The following is a 15,610-nucleotide window of genomic DNA, read 5'->3' on the forward strand; positions in this document are numbered from 1 at the left end:
GGGTGGATGCAACGGTAGGCACTCACACGTTTTTAGTCAAGTCTGACTAGACAATAAACTGACAGTGAACGTACCGTTAGGGTGCGAGAGGGAGGAACCGATGGCCCGACCGTCCGTCGCCGAGGAGCGGACCAAGCAGATCGTCGACGCGACGATCCGCACGATCGCCGCGCACGGCATCACCGGCGCGAGCCTCGAGCGCATCGCGGAAGAGGCGGGCATGTCGCGTGGCCACGTGCGGCACTTCGTCGGCAACCGCGAGGAGCTCCTGCGCGAGAGCGCACGGCGGTTCTACTACGAGGGCGCGGAGGGCGAGTCCATCCTCCCCGCCGGAACAGCTGACGTCGCCGGCGCCCTGGCTTTCCTCTTCGGCGCCGAATTCGCCGCGCCCGGCAACGAGAACGCCGTCGTCCTCGGCTTCGTCGAGGCCGCCCGCACCGATCCTGTGCTCGCGGGCCTCCTCGTGTCGGCGTATCAGGGCACGCACGGCGCGCTCGGCGCCCTGCTGGCCGCCGAGCACCCCGACGCCGACGCCGAGTCCTGCGCCTCCGTCGCATACGGCGTCGTGGGCATCGCCCTCCACAACGTCTTCCTGAGCGACATCGCGTCCGCGGCGACGGGCACGGCGACCGCCCGCGCCGCCGCCGAGCGCCTCATCGCGACGCTGGACTGACCCTGCGGCGTCGTCCCTGCTCTACCTCGCGGGTTTGGGGCGCGCGGCGCACGTTCGGGGCGCGTCGCGTGCGCCCCGAACGCTCGCGATGCGCCCCAAACCCCGCAAACACCGGAGCCAAGAATCGGACGAGACGGATGCTGCGGCCCGCAGCATCCGTCCCTCCGGTCTCCGCCGACAGTGCACGGTGTCGGCGGCGACGCCTAGTCTCGTGTCATGCGCCGATCGCGAGGGGCGAGATCGTGAGCGACATCGCCGCGCCCGCGTCCCGGCGATGGGTGCTGCACGTCGACCTCGACCAGTTCATCGCCGCCGTCGAGATCCTGCGCAACCCCGAGCTCGCGGGCAAGCCCGTCATCGTGGGCGGCCGCGGCGATCCCACCGAGCGCGCAGTCGTGTCGACGGCGTCGTACGAGGCGCGCGAGTTCGGAGTCGGTTCAGGGATGCCGCTGCGCATCGCCGCGCGGAAGATTCCGGATGCCGTGATCCTGCCTGTCGACGCACCGCTCTACCTCGCGGCATCCGAGGAGGTCATGGCGACGCTGCGCGCCCAGCCGGGAGCCGTGGTGCAGGTGCTCGGCTGGGACGAGGCGTTCGTCGGCGTCGACACCGACGATCCGGAAGGGTACGCCCGCAGGCTGCAGCAGGACGTGCTCGCCCGCACCCGCCTGCACTGCAGCGTCGGGATCGGCGACAACCTGGTGCGGGCGAAGAACGCCACCGACTTCGGCAAGCCCCGCGGAACCTTCCATCTCACCGCCGACAACTGGCTCGACGTCATGGGGCACCGCCCCACGATCGCGCTGTGGGGCGTCGGATCGAAAATCTCGAAACGGCTCGCGCTGCTGGGGATCGAGACGGTGTCGCAGCTCGCCGTCGCCGACCCGGACGCCCTGACCCGGGAGTTCGGGCCGAAGATGGGCCTCTGGTACCGCCAGCTGGGCCGCGGCGACGGGTCGAACGTCGTCGACGACACGCCGTGGGTCGCGCGCGGGCACAGCAAGGAGACGACGTTCCAGGTCGACATCGTGGAACCCGCCGAGATCGAGGATGCCGCGCGCCGGCTGCTGGGCGAGGTGCTCGACGAGGTCGCCGCCGACGATAGGCCGGTCGTCGGGCTCGGGCTGAAGGTGCGCTACGCGCCGTTCCTGACGAAGACGTTCACGAAGAAGATCCCGTCGACGTCGGACCGCGAGGTCGTGCTGGCGCGCACGATGGAGCTCGTCGCCAAGATCGAGCCCGGCCGGCCGATCCGCCTCCTCGGCGTGCGGGCTGAGATGGCTATGCCGGACGACGCCCGCGAGGGCCACACTCCGACCCGCGGCGGCTGGTGACGGCGTCGGTCGTCCGGCGCTGACGGGCACGCGCAGCGGCCTCGTCGCCTCACCTGCGCGCGCGACCGTTCTCAGGACCGAGCCGGTCGGCCCGCGCGCGGCCGCCCGCCGTTCTGCGGAACCAACCCCGCGCACGCAGGGACCGTCCTGCAAACGGTCGCCGGGGCCGGGGGCTGATGGCACGCAGGGCAATGCGTCACCTCACCTCCGCGCGACCGTTCTCAGGACCGGCGCGCCCGTTGCCCGGCGATCCCGCGCGAATCCGCGGCCTCCATCCCGCTGACGCGGCGGCCGTCCTGCAAACGGTCGCCGGGCGGGGCTGACGGGCACTCGCAGAGCCTGTCAGCGGGGCATCCCGCGACGTAGCGTGGGGGTATGGCTGACATCCGCGCCGAGGTCAAGGAGTTCCTGAGCTCCCGCCGCGCCCGGCTCACCCCCGAACAGGCGGGACTGCCGGCGTACGGCGGCAACCGCCGCGTCGCCGGGCTCCGCCGCGAAGAGGTCGCGATGCTGGCCGGTGTCTCGGTCGACTACTACGTGCGCCTCGAGCGCGGCAATCTCGCCGGCGCGTCGGAGGGCGTGCTCGACGCCGTCGCCCGCACGCTGCAGCTCGACGAGGCCGAGCGCGAGTACCTGTTCGACCTCGCACGTGCCGCCGGCCCGGGTCGCAAGCCCGCCCGCCGCCCGTCGGCGACGGTGCGCCCCGCGGTGCAGCAGGTGCTGGACGCGTTCACCGAGGCACCGGCGTGGGTGCGCAACGGACGCCACGACATCCTCGCGGCTAATTTGCTGGCCCGGGCGCTGTACTCCCCCGTCTTCGACGACCCGCGCCGGCCGGTGAATACCACGCGGTTCGCGTACCTCAACCCCGCGGCCCGCGAGTTCTGGCGCGACTTCGACCAGATCACTCACGACTCCGCCGCGATGCTGCGGATGGAGGCGGGGCGCAACCCGCATGACCCCGAGCTCATCCGGCTCGTCGGCGAGCTGTCGACGCAGAGCGAGCTGTTCCGCGAGCGCTGGGCGTCGCGCGACGTGAAGTTCCACCGCAGCGGCCTCAAGCGCCTGCACCACCCGGTGGTCGGCGATCTCGAGCTGAACTACGAGTCGATGGACCTTCCCAGCGAGCCCGGCCTCGTGCTCAACGTGTACACCGCCCCGGCGAACTCGACGTCGGCCGACGCCCTCAAGCTCCTGGCGTCGTGGGCTGCCACCCAGGCCACCGAGTTCGAGGCCATCGACGCATCCGCGACAGCTGCCGCCGCCCGCTGAGGCCAGCGCGCGCAGCGAGCGGGGCGCGCGCAGCGAGCGGGGCGGGCGCAGCTAGACGGGTAGGACGAGGAGCGTGGTGGACGCGGCGTCGGGGCCTGTGATCGCGCCGACGGGCCCCGGGCCGTAGCGGTCGTACTTCGCGTGCAAGGCGGCGTCGACCTCCGGCGCCACCGCCGCGTCGGCGAGCCCGAGCGTCACGTCCTTCGAGACGCCGCCGGCCGTCACCCGCCCCACGCCCGAGCGCACGGCGCGACGGAACCAGCCGTTCTCGGGGCCGTGCGCCGACCGGATGTAGAGCGCGTCGCCGACTGCCGCGTGCCAGATGGTCACGGCCGGGCGCAGCGAGCCGTCGGGCCGGCGCGATGTGACGCGCAGTTCGGCGGCGGCTCCGATGCGGCGCAGGTCCGCAGCATCCCAGTCCGTCATGACGGGTACTCGCCGTCCGTGAGCTTGTCGCCCCACTCGGTCTCGGGCTCGTCGGCGTCGGGCGCCGGCGCCTCCCACATCGCGAGGTGGCACATGAACTGGTCCACCGCGGCGCCGTGCCAGTGCCACTCCCCCGCCGGCGTGTACACGGTGTCGCCGGGGCGCAGCTCGATCGGGTCCTCGCCGCGCGACTGCACCCACCCGACACCCTCGGTCACGTGGAGCGTCTGTCCCACCGCGTGCCGATGCCACGCCGTGTGGGCGCCGGGCGTGAACCGCACCAGGTTCAGGCGCGTGCGCGAGGGTACCTCGCCGCGGTAGTAGGCGTTGAAGTAGACGTCGCCGGTGAACCACTCGGCGGGTCCCTTGACGGTGGCAGCCTGCGGCTGTTTGCTCGTGCTCATCGTGCGCTCCTCTCAGAGTCCGACCATCGCCATGCCGGCGTCGTCGTAGCGGTTACCGGCCACGACCGCGGCGAGCGCGTCGAGGGCCGCGATGTCGTCGGCCGACAGCGCCACGGCGGTCGAGCCGGCGTTCTCGTCGACGCGCTCACGTCGGCGCGTTCCCGGGATCGGAACGATGGACGGATGCCTCGACAGCAGCCATGCGAGAGCCACCTGGCCGGGGGTCGCCCCGCGTGACGCAGCGACCTCGCGCACGCCGTCGACGACCGCCTGGTTCGCGCGGAGGTTGTCGGGCTGGAACCGGGGGACGCGGCCGCGGATCTCGCCGGCGCCGAACGTCGCATCGGCCGTGACGGTGCCCGTGAGGAACCCCTTGCCCAGCGGGCTGAAGGGCACGAACCCGATTCCGAGCTCCGCGCATGTCGGCAGCACCTCGGCCTCGGGGTCGCGGGTCCACAGCGAGTACTCGCTCTGCACGGCCGTCACCGGGAAGACCGCGTGCGCGCGACGGATGGTCGCCGCTCCCGCCTCGGAGAGCCCGAAGTGCTTGACCTTGCCCGCCGCGACGAGCTCACCGACGGCACCGGCGACGTCTTCGATCGGCACGTTCGGGTCGACGCGGTGCTGGTAGAACAGGTCGATCGCGTCGACGCCGAGGCGCTTCAGCGACGCGTGGGCGACCCGCCGGATCTGCTCGGGGCGCGAGTCGGTGCCCTGCATCTTGCCGTCGACGATGTTCCAGCCGAACTTCGTCGCGACCCTCACACGGTCACGGATCGGGGCGATCGCCTCGCCGACGAGTTCCTCGTTCTCATACGGCCCGTAGACCTCGGCGGTGTCGATGAACGTGACGCCCTGGTCGACGGCGTAGCGGAGCACGCCGATCATGTCGTCGCGGTCGCCGGGGTTGGGGCCGTAGCTCATCGACATGCCCATGGCGCCGATGCCGATCGCGGAGACCTCGAGGCCCTGTCCGAGCTGCCTGGTGTGCATGATTCCTCCTCGTGCCGCAGAGCGTTCGCCCGCAGCATCCTTCATCCCACTCCTGTCAGCATGCGCGCGGGAGACCCCGGTGTGACAGGTACCGCGAGAACCCCTTGCGCCAGCGGAGCGCGCGTCAGCGGATGTCGGCGAGCGCGCGGTGCACCGACGCGACGGCGCTGGAGCCCTCGCCGACCGCGGCGGCGACGCGCTTCATCGAGCCGCGGCGCACGTCGCCCGCGGCGAAGATGCGGGGCACCGAGGTCTCGAACGGCAGCGGCTCGCGGCCCATCTCCTGCCAGCGCTCGAGCGACTGCACCGACACGTCGGTGCCGGTGCGGAGGAACCCGTCGGCGTCGCGATCGAGCTCGGCGAGCCACGAGGTCGCGGGCTCGGCGCCGATGAAGCAGAACAGCCCTCGAGCGGCGACGTCGCCGATCGAGTCGATGCTCACGCGCTCGAGCGCCGATCCGCCGCCGAGCCCCGTCACGCGGGACTGGGTGTGCACATCGATGCGCGGGTCTTCGAGCAGCCGGTCGACGAGGTACGACGACATACGGCTGCCGAGGTCGGCGCCGCGCACGACGAGGTGCACGGGGCATCCGTTCGCGGCGAGGTACAGCGACGCCTGCCCTGCGGAGTTGGCACCGCCGACGACCACCACCGGCGATTCGAACACCTGCCGCAGCTCGAGCGGGGTCGCCGCGTAGTAGATGCCCGCACCCTCGAACTCGTTCCACCGGTCGAGGTCGAGCGTGCGGTACGCCGCTCCTGAGGTCACGATCGCGGTGCGGGCACGGATGACGCGGCCGTCGGTGAGCGTGACGTCGAGGTCGCGTCCGGCCGGGCGGAGATCCGCCGCCTCGCACGGCGCATACACGCGTACCCCGAACTTGAGCGCCTGTAGCGACGCCTGGCCGATGAGGTCACCGCCGCTCACGCCGAACGGGAAGCCCAGGAAGTTCTCGATGCGCGACGTGGCCGCGGCCTGCCCACCCGGGGCCACGGCATCCAACAGCACCGTACTGAGCCCCTCGGAAGCGCCGTAGATGGCGGCGGCGAGCCCCGCGGGTCCACCGCCCACCACGACGAGGTCGACCACCTCGTCGGCGCGGCCCTGGTAGCTGAGCCCGAGACGTTCGGCGACCATGCCCGGCGTCGCGTTCTTCATGGCCTCGCCCTGGATGAACGCGACGGGCAGGTCGTCGAGGCCGATGCCGTGGTCTCCGAGCGTCCAGAGGTCTCCGGGTTCGAGCTCGATCGCGGTGTGCACGAGGTCGACGCGCTCGGCGAAGCGCCGGAGCGCCAGGAAGTCGCGCGACGAGCGGGGTCCGACGAGCTTGAGGGTGAGCGCGGCCGGCCCGGTGCGGAGGATCTCGCGCCGCGCCCACAGCGCGTGCAGGATGATGTCGCACAGCTCGTCGTCTTCGGCCATCAGCAGCCTGAGGCGCGATCGGCTGACCCGCAGCATCCGCCCCGCCTTCGTCGCCCGCGCCGACAGGAACGCGCCCTGCCCGTTGAGGAGGCCGAGCTCGCCGACGAAGCTGCGCGGCCCCATCGTGCCGACGTGGGTCTCGCCGACCCAGCCGAAGGCGACGCGGACGATCTCGACCTCGCCGGTGTCGACGAGGATCAGGTCGTAGTCGAGGTCGCCGGCCTCGAACAGGAACTCGCCCGCGGCGACGTCGTGCGGCTCGCCGAACGACAGCAGCCGCTCCCACTGCGCGTCGGTGAGGGCGGGCTTCATCATGCGCTCGAACTCGCGCTGCGTCATCTTCGCGTTGCCCATCGCACTCTCCTAGCGGTGGATCAGTTCGCGCCAGTCGGCCGGAACACGGCCTTCCGGCCCCGGCGACGGCTGCGTGTCGGGGCGCGCCTCGGGCGGCGAGAGGCGCGGACCGTCGACGTAGTCCTCGGCGATGTAGTCCCAGAACCACTCCTCGCCCGGCTCGAAGCTGCGGACGTAGCGGTGGCCCGTCGTGCGGAAGTGCGCCGTCGCGTGCTGCGCCGGCGACGTGTCGCAGCAGCGCACGTCGCCGCACACGGCGCAGCGCCGCAGGTGCACCCACCACCCGCCGGCGTCGTCGCAGTCGGCGCAGCCCTCGCCCGAGGGCGGCACGGTGGGGTCGATCTCGCTCAGGCTCATGCGCCTGCCTCTCGTCGCACGCGTTCCGTCGGTGCGATGCTAACGCCCCCGGGCGACACCGTGGCCGGTTGTTAGAGTGGCCGCGATGATCGAGGTCGCCGACGGAGTGCTCGTCGCCACGAGCCGCGTGATGTCGACGACGTCGACCGTGCTGCACGGTGGCGGCGAAGCGCTGCTGATCGATCCGGCATGGCTGCCCGACGAGCTCGACGCCCTCGCCGACGCGCTCGACGCACGCGGGCTCCGCGTCATCGGCGGCTTCGCGACCCACGCCCACCACGACCACCTGCTGTGGCACCCGCGCTTCGGCACCGCACCGCGCTGGGCGTCGCCGGCGACCGCGACCCTCGCCCGCGACGAGCGGGCTGCCCTCGTCGCCGCACTCGGCGCGGACTTCCCGACGGCACTGGTCGACCTCATGGGCCGTGTGGAGGGGACGGATGCTGCGCTCCCGCGCGCATCGACTCCCGCGGGGTTCGCGCCCGAACTCGTGGTGCACGACGGCCACGCGCCCGGCCACACCGCGCTGTGGCTGCCAGAACAGCGGGTGCTGATCGCCGGTGACATGCTGAGCGACGTCGAGCTTCCGCTTCCCTTCGACCCCGACGACCTGCCTGCGTACCTGGCGGCGCTCGACCTGCTCGAGCCTTATGTCGAGTGCGCAGCGATCGTCATCCCGGGCCACGGCCTGCCCGGCTCGAACGCGGTCTCGCGCCTGGACGCCGACCGCCGCTACCTCGCCGACGTCGTCGCCGGGCGGACGCCGAGCGACCCGCGCCTCGCGAACCCCGGGATGCCGGCGGAGTACGAACGCCTCAGGGCGATGGTCGCCCGCGCCTGAGCCGTCAGGCCTCGTCGACCAGCACGGGCGCCCGACGCCGGCCGCCGATCATCGGGGCGATCATCGCGGCGATCACGACGAAGACGAGCGGGATGAGAAGCGCGGCGCGCAGACCGTGCTCCTCGCCGACGAAGCCGAGCGCGGGCGGCCCGACGAGGAACGCGACGTAGCCGGCCGTCGCCACCAGCGACACGCGCGCCGCCGAGTCCGGGCCCGAGTCGCCGGCCGCGCTGATCGCGACGGGGAAGCCGAGCGAGGCGCCGAGGCCCCACAGCAGCACCGCAGCAGCCGCGACGACCTGGCTGTCGACGAAGATCACGAGCGCCAGTCCGACGGCGGCGAAGACGCCGCTGGCGCAGAGCACCGCGGGGCGGCCGAAGCGCTCGATGAACCAGCCACCGGCGAAGCGGCCGATCGTCATGGCCGCCGCGAAGACCGCGTAGATCGTCGAGCCGAGCGCGGGATCGAACCCGTGACCGTCGACCATGACCAGCGGCAGCCAATCGTTCGCGGTGCCCTCGGCGAGCGCCATCGCCAGGATGATCACGCCGATGAGGAGGAGGCGGGAGTCCTTCCACAGCGCGCGGCGATCCTCGCGCACCGTGGTCGTCTCGGCGCCGTAGGCACGACCGGTGTGCGGCGGCAGCGCCGGCACCGAGAGCACGACGGCCACCAGTGCCACCGCTCCGATGATCACGAGATGCCAGACCACCGGGAACCCCGCGGCCGTGGCCACGATGCCCGCCACGGCGCCCACGACGGTGCCCAGGCTGAAGCATCCGTGCAATGTCGGCAGGAAGGAGCGATCCGTGACGCGCTCGATGTCGGCGCCCTCCACGTTCATCGCCACTTCGCCGCCGCCCATGCCGGCGCCGAAGAGGAAGAGGCCGGCCGCGACCGCGAAGGGCGAACCCGTGGCGGCACCGATGCCGATGAGCGGCATGCTCAGCACGATTCCCGCGGCTCCCGCCGCGATCACCGGGCGCGCACCGAGGCGGGCGACCAGTGCACCCGACGAGAGGATGCCGATCATCGAGCCGAGCGACAGACCGAACAGCACGAGGCCCATCTCGGCCGTCGATGCTCCGAGCAGATCGCGGATGTCGGGTGTGCGAGTCACCCAGGAGGCGATTCCGACGCCGGGGACGAAGAAGAGCGTGGCGAGGGCGAGACGGCGCGCGCGAAGAGAGGTGGGCATCGGCATCCTTTAAATATGTACGAACGTACACAAGCGAACTGTACTATCGTACACAACCGATTCGGACGGGAGGCGACGCATGGTCGGACGAGGAGCCAACGACCCGGACCGGCGGGAGCGGATCATCGCCGCGGCGCTCGAGGTGATCGGTGAGCGCGGGGTGCACCAGACCACCCACCGGATCATCGCCGCCCGCGCCAGTGTTCCGCTCGGCTCACTGACCTACTACTTCGACGGCCTCGACGACATCCTCGAGCAGGCGTTCGCGTCGCTTGCCGGCCGCATGGCGGAGCAGTACCGGGCGAGCCTCGAGGGCGCGACGTCGCTCGAGGCGGCCTGCGCGGCCGTGGTCGACCTGATTTGCGGCTCGTATGCGACGCCCGACGAGGTGCGGGCGCTGTTCGAGATGTACTCGTTCGGCAACTACAACGCGAAGGTCCACGACCTCTGCCGCGATTGGCTGCTCGTCAGCCGTGCGAGCCTCGGCCTGCACTTCACCGAGCCGACGGCGCGCGCCCTCGACGCTCTCGTCGAGGCGTTCCCGATGCATCAGGCCTGGGAGGCCGAACCGCTGAGCCGCGACTACGTGGCCGCAGTGGTGCAGGCGATCGTGGACCGGTTCGAGCCGGCACGCAACGGCGTCGGAGCTCGGCGGGTCCCTCGCGCGTGACCGCGGTGTCGCGCGGGGAGACGCCGCCGGCGAGCTTCACTTGGCGGGGTGTCGTCGGAGATGTGGATCCGGCGTCGCGGCGCACGCACACCCGGTCCCTTTTTCCCCGCGACGGAACTATGGTGTGCGCAGGGGGGTCGCGCAGCGGCGGACGGGTATCGATGGAGATGGCGTCATGGAAGAGACGAATGATGCGGTCGTAGCTCTCAGCGAAGAGCAATGCTGGAACCTGCTCGCGCGCGGCGAGCTGGGCCACCTCGCCCTCGATGCGCACGGCGACCCCGACATCTTCCCGGTGAACTACGTGATCGACGGGCCGCGCGTGCTGTTCCGCACCGCGCCGGGTTCGAAGCTCGCGGAACTCACGGAGCATCCGCGCGTCGCGTTCGAGGTGGACGAGTACGACGACACCTTCGCCTCGAGCGTGATCGTCAAGGGCGTGGCCGAGCGCCTCGAGGTGCAGCGCGAGATCGACGAGGCCGATGCGCTCGCGCTCAGCCCGTGGATCCCCACGCTCAAGTACCGCTGGGTGCGCATTGTGCCGACGCAGATCACGGGCCGGTGGTTCGCGCGCACGCCCGAACCCGAACGCTACCGGGCGTCGACCAAGGACGGCGCGTAGGCGGCGCCACGCACGGGCCGGGTCTCAGCCCTCCGACGGCGCGGGCCGTCGGGCGGCGCGGATCGTGCGGGGCACGACCGCCACCATGACCACCATCGCGACGAGCTCGACCAGCGTCTGCGTGACGATCACGAGCGGGGTGAGGGCGAATGCGGGCGGCAGGGCGAGGGCCAGGGGCAGCACGACGAGCGAGTTGCGGGTCGTGCCGCTGAAGGTCACCGCCCGCCGCCCCGCCGTATCGAGGCGCGCCGACCGCGCGGTCGCTGCGCCGAGCGGGGCGACGACGATCACGAATGCGATGAAGATCGGCACGACCGCGAGCAGCGGGCCGAGCGAGCCGGCGACCGCGGCGACCTGCGAGCCGACGACCACGGCGAGCGTGAGCATCATGAGCGGCACCATCGCCGCCAGAAACACCTGTTCGAGCCAGCGGGCGACTGCAAAGCGTCGTGCGGCGAGCTGCGTCAGGGCTGCGGCGGCCAGCGGCAGCACGATCAAGAGCAGGAACGCCTCGACGAACGGGCCGATATCGAACACGGCGAGCACCTCAGCGCCCGCCATCACCGTCAGGTAGAGCGGGAGCAGCAGGATCTGAAGCACCATCAGCAGCGGCGTTGCCGCGAGGAGCCGCTCTCTGGCTCCGCCGGCGAGTCCGGTGAAGACGATGACGTAGTCCACGCACGGGGTGAGCAGGACGAACAGCACTCCGACCAGCAGCGCCTGGTCCGCGGCGACGAACCGGCTCAACCCGAACACCAGCGCCGGCACGAGGACGAAGTTGAGGACGAGCACGGTGACGAGGAAGCGGCCGTCACGGAACGCCGCGCCGAGCTTGGTGAACGGCACACCGAGGAAGGTCGCGTAGAGCAGCAGGCCCAGGACCGGCGCGATCGCGAGCTCGAGCGCGTGGGCGAGCCCGGGCACCAGGAGGCCGACCGATACCCCGGCGGCGATCGCGCCGAGGTACAGCGCGACCTGATGACGCTCCGCCCACTCGACCGCACTCCGCACGCTCTCAGCATCACCGGTCGGTATGCGGTGACCCAAATCGACGCCGGTCGGTGAGCGCGGCACCTCGCCGCGGCGGCACGCCCGCCGCGCAGGGGGCCGCTTCGTTCAGTCCGCTGCGGGCGCGATCTCGGGGGCCTTCTCCGAGGTCGACGGTGCGACCGCGCCGGCGGCGGTATCGGGCCAGGTCTTGGCCCGCCGACGGAACGCGAGGAACGCGATGCCGGCTGCGAGCACGATGGTGACGGCGGCGGCGAGACTGCCCTCGGTGCCGAACGCGCCGCCAGTGACCCAGTCGGGGGCGTCGTCGGCGGGGGCGAGGTTGATGATCGTCTCGGTCTTGTTGGGAAGACCGCTCACCTGGATGCCGTAGAGGTACCCCATCGCCCAGTTCCACCCCGCGTGGAGACCCATGATCCCCCACAGCGAGTTGTTGCGCAGCACGATCAGCGACGCGAAGACCGCGTAGGCGAAGATCGTGATGAACGGCAGCGGCTTGGAGAGCACCTGGTGCACCACCGTGAACACGAACGCCGGCAGCAGCACCGCAAGCCACGCCGGGACCTTGTTGACCTGGTTCTGCAGCAGGAAGCCACGGAACAGGATCTCCTCGCCTCCGCCCTGCACGATCACCAGCGCCAGCATCGCGACCACCATCGGCAGCGCGGAGAAGCCGCTGGTGGTGCCTGTCGGGGTGTCGACGACGACGTAGGCGCCGGTGAGCAGCAGGAACAGCACGGGCACCGAGACCAGGCCAAGTCCCGCCGCGACACCAACGAGCAGGTTCACGATCCCACGCCCGGGTTTGTGCAGTCCCAGTGTCGCCAGGGACCGGCGCTCGAACAGCGCCACCCACAGCACGATCACCAGGATCGCCACGACGTCGCCGATCGCCTCCTGCACCTGCGCCATGGGCGATCCCGCCGGGACAGGGAAGGCGATCGCCAGCGCGGAGATCGTGCCGATCTGGACGACGAGCAGGACGCCCAGGGCGATCAGGTACGCGAGCCACCCCCGCGTCACCCGCCTTCCTGTCGTGCCTGCCTGGGCGAACGGGGACTGACGGATCGACATACGGACCTCACGGGGCTCGGCGAGGAGAGCATCTGACGCACCCACTCTATGGGTCGACGAACGCCTCAGCTCTCTCGCCCGGCCTCGTCGCTCAGTCGCGCGAGCTCGCGTTCACGCTGCCGGAGCGCTCCTGTCCGCTCAGGCGTGCGATGGCGGCCATCATGCGTTCGGTGATCTCGCGACGCGCCTTGCCGTCGGGCACGCCCTCCAGATCGGTGAGCTCGAGCGGTTCGCCGAAGCGCACCTCGAGGCGCGGCATCCCTGGCAGAAAATGGCTCAGCGGTTTCACGCTGCCGGTTCCGATCAGGCCGACGGGTACGACGGCGGCACCTGTGTCGCGCGCCATCCACGCCGCGCCGCCGTGGCCCTCGTGCAGCTTTCCGTCGCGTGACCGGGTTCCCTCGGGGAACACCGCGAACACGCTCCCGGCGCGGAGGATGCTGCTGCCCGCGTCGAGCGCAGCGCGTGCATCGGGGCCGGTCGCGCGGTACACCGGAACACCCCCGATCGAAGTGAAGAACCAGCGCTTGAGGCGACCGAGAACTCCGGAGCCGGTGAAGTACGACGACTTGATGAGGAACTGCACGGGGCGGGCCGCAGACGTCGGAATGATGACCGTGTCGAGCGACGCGAGGTGGTTGCTCGCCAGCAGCACCGGCCCACGCTCTGGCACGTTGGCTCGACCGACGATGCGCGGCCGGTACATCAGCCAGAACAACGGACGCAGGACCACCCGCCCGAGGAAGTAGATGGCGCCGGGCCGCGGTGCAGGGCTGGGGCTCGATGGGGCTGGCGCACTCACCTCGCCACCCTATCCGCCGTCAGATGGTCGGTCCGCTCCCTCCCGCCGTGCGGGTCGAGGCTCACTCGGAGCCGCGGCGCGGGTCGCGGAGCGAGCGCATGGCGTCCAGGAGCGTCGTGTACACCGGGCTCGGGTCGGCGTTCTCCCATGATTCGTCGGCTTCGGCGTCCTCTGCGTCCGGACTATCCGCACCCTCCGGCCTCGGGGCGAACAACCACCACAGGTTGCGCCACGGATCGAGGAAGCGCGCGATGTCATACCCGCCGTAGAACGGCGACACATCCGTCACGATGTGCGCGCCGCGCGCAGTCGCGCGCGCGAGCACGTCGGACGGATCGGACACGTACACCTGGGTGAACGCAGGCGTGAACGGCCAATCTGCCTTGCGGTCGGCGACCATGACGACCGAATTGCCGATGATGATCTCAGAATGGATCAACGAGCCGTCGCCTGCCACGTAGTCCTCAGCTCTTCCCGCTGGATCCTCTGCGGCGTCGAAGACATCGACCAGGAAGTCGATGAGCTGGGCGGCATCATCCGTGATGATGAAGCCGTTGACGGTGTTCCTGCCCGCGGGCTCTGCCGCATTCGACCTGTTCATGCTTTGGAGGGTAGGGGGTGATCCGGTCCCATGCTGTCCGCATTGGGGCGTCTTCGCCCGCGCGAGAGACCGTCGCTACGATCGGTGGGTGGGATTCGAAGGACTTGATCGCGACGCCGTGTCGTTCTATGCCGAGCTTCGCGCCGACAACACGAAGGCATGGTGGACGACCAACAAGGCGCGCTACGACACAGCCGTCCGCGGGCCCTTCGAGGCGCTGGGCGCGGAGCTCGAGCCCGAGTTCGGAGCGGTGAAGATCTTCCGCCCGTATCGCGACGTCCGCTTCAGCGCCGACAAGACGCCCTACAAGCTGCACCTCGGCATGGTCACGCAGGCGCGAGTGGCGCACTATGTGCAGCTGAGCGAGGACGGCCTGATGGTGGGCGGCGGCGTCTACGACGTGCCGCCCGCGGCGCTGGCCCGGTTCCGTGAAGCCGTCGATGACCCGCGTACCGCTGAGGACCTCGACGCGCTCCTCGCGGAGCTGCGCGTCGCCGGCTTCGAGCTCCTCCGCGACGATGCCCTCAAGACCGCGCCTCGCGGCTACCGCACCGACCACCCGCGCCTCCCTCTGCTGCAGCTCAAGAGGCTCGCGGTCGGCAGACGGGAGCCTCCCGCCGATTGGATGTGGACGCCCGATGCGTACGACATCATTGCCGACGACTGGCGCACGGTCTCGACCTGGTGCTCGTGGCTGACCGAGACGCTCGGCTCCGAGCTGCTCGAGAGCGCGCAGTCGTCCCGGCGCGGTGGCAGCGACCGGATGTGACGGTCGGCCTGGGATCCTGCGCGGTCGTCAGGCGATGCGGACGAACCGCGGGCCTTCGTAACCGTCGCGGCTGACGGACTCGAGGAACATGTCGAGAGGACGCACCCAGAAGCTGTAGTCGTCGTACAGCTTGCGGTAGAAGACGAGGTGCTCCTCGGTCTCGCTGTGCCGCCCCGTGCCGATCACTTCATAGCGGGCGCCTTTGAAGTGCTGGTAGATGCCGGGCTCGACCGCGGCGGGTGTGGGTGACGGCACTCCGCGATCGTACGGGAACTCGAACGCGCTCGTCAGAGGAGCGCAGCGGCCGCACGGAGGCCATCGGCATCCGCCGAGGCCCAGCGGGCCACGATGCGCCGGGCGCGATCGGCTTCAGCGCCCGTCAGGCGGGCGAGCAACGGTCGCGCCACATCGAGCGTGAGCGGCTGGATGAGATCTGGAATGCGGGCGTCACGGAGGAACCCCTCGATGCGAGTGAGGTCGTTGCCGCCGAGCGCGCCGACCTGGCTCTGCAGGAGGACGATCGCCGCCAGGCGGCGCTCGAAGACAGGCACCGCCCACAGCTCCGAAGCGAGTGCGGTGATGTCGTCATGCTGGAGTCCGCGGTGTCGGCGGAGCGCGTCGCGGACGGTGCCGCGTATCGCGCCGACCGAGGCGCCGTAGACCCCCAGGCCGCCGACCGATGCATCGCCGTCCGCCCAGGTTCGCCACTCCGACGCCTCGGCCCGCAGCGTGCGGTCGATGAATGCGGCGGCGGGTGATTCCACCTCACCATCCTCGCCCCGATGACCG

19 protein-coding genes are annotated in these 15,610 nt (G+C 71.0%); 7 read left to right on the plus strand and 12 right to left on the minus strand.

The window, feature by feature from the left end; genetic code table 11:
• Positions 1-100: 100 nt before the first annotated feature.
• The 3 genes from ACFC1I_RS11650 to ACFC1I_RS11660 all read left to right on the plus strand — a co-directional run bounded on the left by ACFC1I_RS11650 (position 101) and on the right by ACFC1I_RS11660 (position 3,279).
• Positions 101-673, plus strand: coding sequence for a TetR/AcrR family transcriptional regulator (locus ACFC1I_RS11650; RefSeq protein ID WP_376009191.1), 573 nt, complete (start codon positions 101-103; stop codon positions 671-673).
• 278 nt (positions 674-951) lie between these two features.
• On the plus strand, positions 952-2,007 hold the full coding sequence (locus ACFC1I_RS11655) for a DNA polymerase IV (protein ID WP_376009373.1): 1,056 nt from the start codon (positions 952-954) through the stop codon (positions 2,005-2,007).
• Between the two features lie 375 nt (positions 2,008-2,382).
• Positions 2,383-3,279: a helix-turn-helix transcriptional regulator gene (locus ACFC1I_RS11660; protein ID WP_376009193.1), complete on the plus strand. Its 897-nt coding sequence runs from the start codon at positions 2,383-2,385 to the stop codon at positions 3,277-3,279.
• A gap of 51 nt (positions 3,280-3,330) precedes the next feature.
• On the opposite strand, the gene ACFC1I_RS11665 is transcribed toward ACFC1I_RS11660, so the two are convergent.
• From ACFC1I_RS11665 to ACFC1I_RS11685, 5 genes are all read right to left on the minus strand, one after another.
• Positions 3,331-3,705, minus strand: coding sequence for a DUF2255 family protein (locus ACFC1I_RS11665; RefSeq protein WP_376009196.1), 375 nt, complete (start codon positions 3,703-3,705; stop codon positions 3,331-3,333).
• The gene (locus tag ACFC1I_RS11670; RefSeq protein WP_376009199.1) at positions 3,702-4,109 is read right to left on the minus strand and encodes a cupin domain-containing protein; all 408 of its coding nucleotides are present in this window, start codon (positions 4,107-4,109) and stop codon (positions 3,702-3,704) included. The genes ACFC1I_RS11665 and ACFC1I_RS11670 overlap by 4 nt, the downstream gene beginning before the upstream one ends.
• A gap of 12 nt (positions 4,110-4,121) precedes the next feature.
• Positions 4,122-5,102 carry an aldo/keto reductase gene (locus tag ACFC1I_RS11675; RefSeq protein WP_376009201.1) on the minus strand — a complete coding sequence of 327 codons (981 nt, stop codon included), beginning with the start codon at positions 5,100-5,102 and terminating at the stop codon, positions 4,122-4,124.
• Between the two features lie 124 nt (positions 5,103-5,226).
• Positions 5,227-6,879, minus strand: a complete 1,653-nt coding sequence (locus tag ACFC1I_RS11680; RefSeq protein ID WP_376009203.1) for an FAD-dependent oxidoreductase — start codon at positions 6,877-6,879, stop codon at positions 5,227-5,229.
• 9 nt (positions 6,880-6,888) lie between these two features.
• Complete coding sequence (locus ACFC1I_RS11685; RefSeq protein WP_376009206.1) at positions 6,889-7,236, minus strand: UBP-type zinc finger domain-containing protein; 348 nt, start codon at positions 7,234-7,236, stop codon at positions 6,889-6,891.
• 85 nt (positions 7,237-7,321) lie between these two features.
• On the opposite strand from ACFC1I_RS11685, the gene ACFC1I_RS11690 reads away from it, so the two are divergent.
• Positions 7,322-8,077 carry an MBL fold metallo-hydrolase gene (locus ACFC1I_RS11690; protein WP_376009209.1) on the plus strand — a complete coding sequence of 252 codons (756 nt, stop codon included), beginning with the start codon at positions 7,322-7,324 and terminating at the stop codon, positions 8,075-8,077.
• Positions 8,078-8,081: 4 nt separating this feature from the next.
• Here the strand turns inward: ACFC1I_RS11690 and ACFC1I_RS11695 are convergent, their stop codons facing one another.
• Complete coding sequence (locus tag ACFC1I_RS11695; protein ID WP_376009212.1) at positions 8,082-9,275, minus strand: MFS transporter; 1,194 nt, start codon at positions 9,273-9,275, stop codon at positions 8,082-8,084.
• A 79-nt stretch (positions 9,276-9,354) separates the two neighbouring features.
• Here ACFC1I_RS11695 and ACFC1I_RS11700 point away from each other — a divergent pair, with 79 nt between their 5' ends.
• Positions 9,355-9,945 carry a TetR/AcrR family transcriptional regulator gene (locus tag ACFC1I_RS11700; protein ID WP_376009214.1) on the plus strand — a complete coding sequence of 197 codons (591 nt, stop codon included), beginning with the start codon at positions 9,355-9,357 and terminating at the stop codon, positions 9,943-9,945.
• A 175-nt stretch (positions 9,946-10,120) separates the two neighbouring features.
• Positions 10,121-10,567 (plus strand): pyridoxamine 5'-phosphate oxidase family protein, encoded by a 447-nt coding sequence (locus ACFC1I_RS11705; RefSeq protein WP_376009217.1) that lies wholly within the window; start codon positions 10,121-10,123, stop codon positions 10,565-10,567.
• Between the two features lie 24 nt (positions 10,568-10,591).
• On the opposite strand, the gene ACFC1I_RS11710 is transcribed toward ACFC1I_RS11705, so the two are convergent.
• From ACFC1I_RS11710 to ACFC1I_RS11725, 4 genes are all read right to left on the minus strand, one after another.
• Positions 10,592-11,578 (minus strand): arsenic resistance protein, encoded by a 987-nt coding sequence (locus ACFC1I_RS11710; protein WP_376009220.1) that lies wholly within the window; start codon positions 11,576-11,578, stop codon positions 10,592-10,594.
• 105 nt (positions 11,579-11,683) lie between these two features.
• On the minus strand, positions 11,684-12,598 hold the full coding sequence (locus tag ACFC1I_RS11715; RefSeq protein ID WP_376009223.1) for a lysostaphin resistance A-like protein: 915 nt from the start codon (positions 12,596-12,598) through the stop codon (positions 11,684-11,686).
• Between the two features lie 142 nt (positions 12,599-12,740).
• Positions 12,741-13,451 carry a lysophospholipid acyltransferase family protein gene (locus ACFC1I_RS11720; protein ID WP_376009226.1) on the minus strand — a complete coding sequence of 237 codons (711 nt, stop codon included), beginning with the start codon at positions 13,449-13,451 and terminating at the stop codon, positions 12,741-12,743.
• 61 nt (positions 13,452-13,512) lie between these two features.
• Complete coding sequence (locus ACFC1I_RS11725; protein ID WP_376009229.1) at positions 13,513-14,052, minus strand: VOC family protein; 540 nt, start codon at positions 14,050-14,052, stop codon at positions 13,513-13,515.
• 88 nt (positions 14,053-14,140) lie between these two features.
• Here ACFC1I_RS11725 and ACFC1I_RS11730 point away from each other — a divergent pair, with 88 nt between their 5' ends.
• Entirely contained in the window at positions 14,141-14,821 is a 681-nt protein-coding gene (locus tag ACFC1I_RS11730) for a DUF2461 domain-containing protein (protein WP_376009232.1), read from the plus strand.
• Positions 14,822-14,848: 27 nt separating this feature from the next.
• Here the strand turns inward: ACFC1I_RS11730 and ACFC1I_RS11735 are convergent, their stop codons facing one another.
• Both ACFC1I_RS11735 and ACFC1I_RS11740 read right to left on the minus strand, forming a co-directional pair.
• Positions 14,849-15,076 carry a DUF1653 domain-containing protein gene (locus tag ACFC1I_RS11735; RefSeq protein WP_376009235.1) on the minus strand — a complete coding sequence of 76 codons (228 nt, stop codon included), beginning with the start codon at positions 15,074-15,076 and terminating at the stop codon, positions 14,849-14,851.
• Between the two features lie 32 nt (positions 15,077-15,108).
• On the minus strand, positions 15,109-15,585 hold the full coding sequence (locus ACFC1I_RS11740) for a DNA alkylation repair protein (RefSeq protein ID WP_376009238.1): 477 nt from the start codon (positions 15,583-15,585) through the stop codon (positions 15,109-15,111).
• Between the last annotated feature and the right edge of the window lie 25 nt (positions 15,586-15,610).

Source organism: Microbacterium sp. NPDC056044 (genome assembly GCF_042267145.1).
Taxonomy (GTDB): Bacteria; Actinomycetota; Actinomycetes; order Actinomycetales; family Microbacteriaceae; genus Microbacterium.

Coding starts and splice junctions, on each gene's coding strand:
- ACFC1I_RS11650 (WP_376009191.1), top strand. CDS start 101: ATGGCCCGACCGTCCGTCGCCGAGGAGCGGACCAAGCAGATCGTCGAC.
- ACFC1I_RS11660 (WP_376009193.1), top strand. CDS start 2,383: ATGGCTGACATCCGCGCCGAGGTCAAGGAGTTCCTGAGCTCCCGCCGC.
- ACFC1I_RS11680 (WP_376009203.1), bottom strand. CDS start 6,879: ATGGGCAACGCGAAGATGACGCAGCGCGAGTTCGAGCGCATGATGAAG.
- ACFC1I_RS11700 (WP_376009214.1), top strand. CDS start 9,355: ATGGTCGGACGAGGAGCCAACGACCCGGACCGGCGGGAGCGGATCATC.
- ACFC1I_RS11690 (WP_376009209.1), top strand. CDS start 7,322: ATGATCGAGGTCGCCGACGGAGTGCTCGTCGCCACGAGCCGCGTGATG.
- ACFC1I_RS11665 (WP_376009196.1), bottom strand. CDS start 3,705: ATGACGGACTGGGATGCTGCGGACCTGCGCCGCATCGGAGCCGCCGCC.
- ACFC1I_RS11670 (WP_376009199.1), bottom strand. CDS start 4,109: ATGAGCACGAGCAAACAGCCGCAGGCTGCCACCGTCAAGGGACCCGCC.
- ACFC1I_RS11725 (WP_376009229.1), bottom strand. CDS start 14,052: ATGAACAGGTCGAATGCGGCAGAGCCCGCGGGCAGGAACACCGTCAAC.
- ACFC1I_RS11695 (WP_376009212.1), bottom strand. CDS start 9,275: ATGCCCACCTCTCTTCGCGCGCGCCGTCTCGCCCTCGCCACGCTCTTC.
- ACFC1I_RS11685 (WP_376009206.1), bottom strand. CDS start 7,236: ATGAGCCTGAGCGAGATCGACCCCACCGTGCCGCCCTCGGGCGAGGGC.
- ACFC1I_RS11705 (WP_376009217.1), top strand. CDS start 10,121: ATGGAAGAGACGAATGATGCGGTCGTAGCTCTCAGCGAAGAGCAATGC.
- ACFC1I_RS11675 (WP_376009201.1), bottom strand. CDS start 5,102: ATGCACACCAGGCAGCTCGGACAGGGCCTCGAGGTCTCCGCGATCGGC.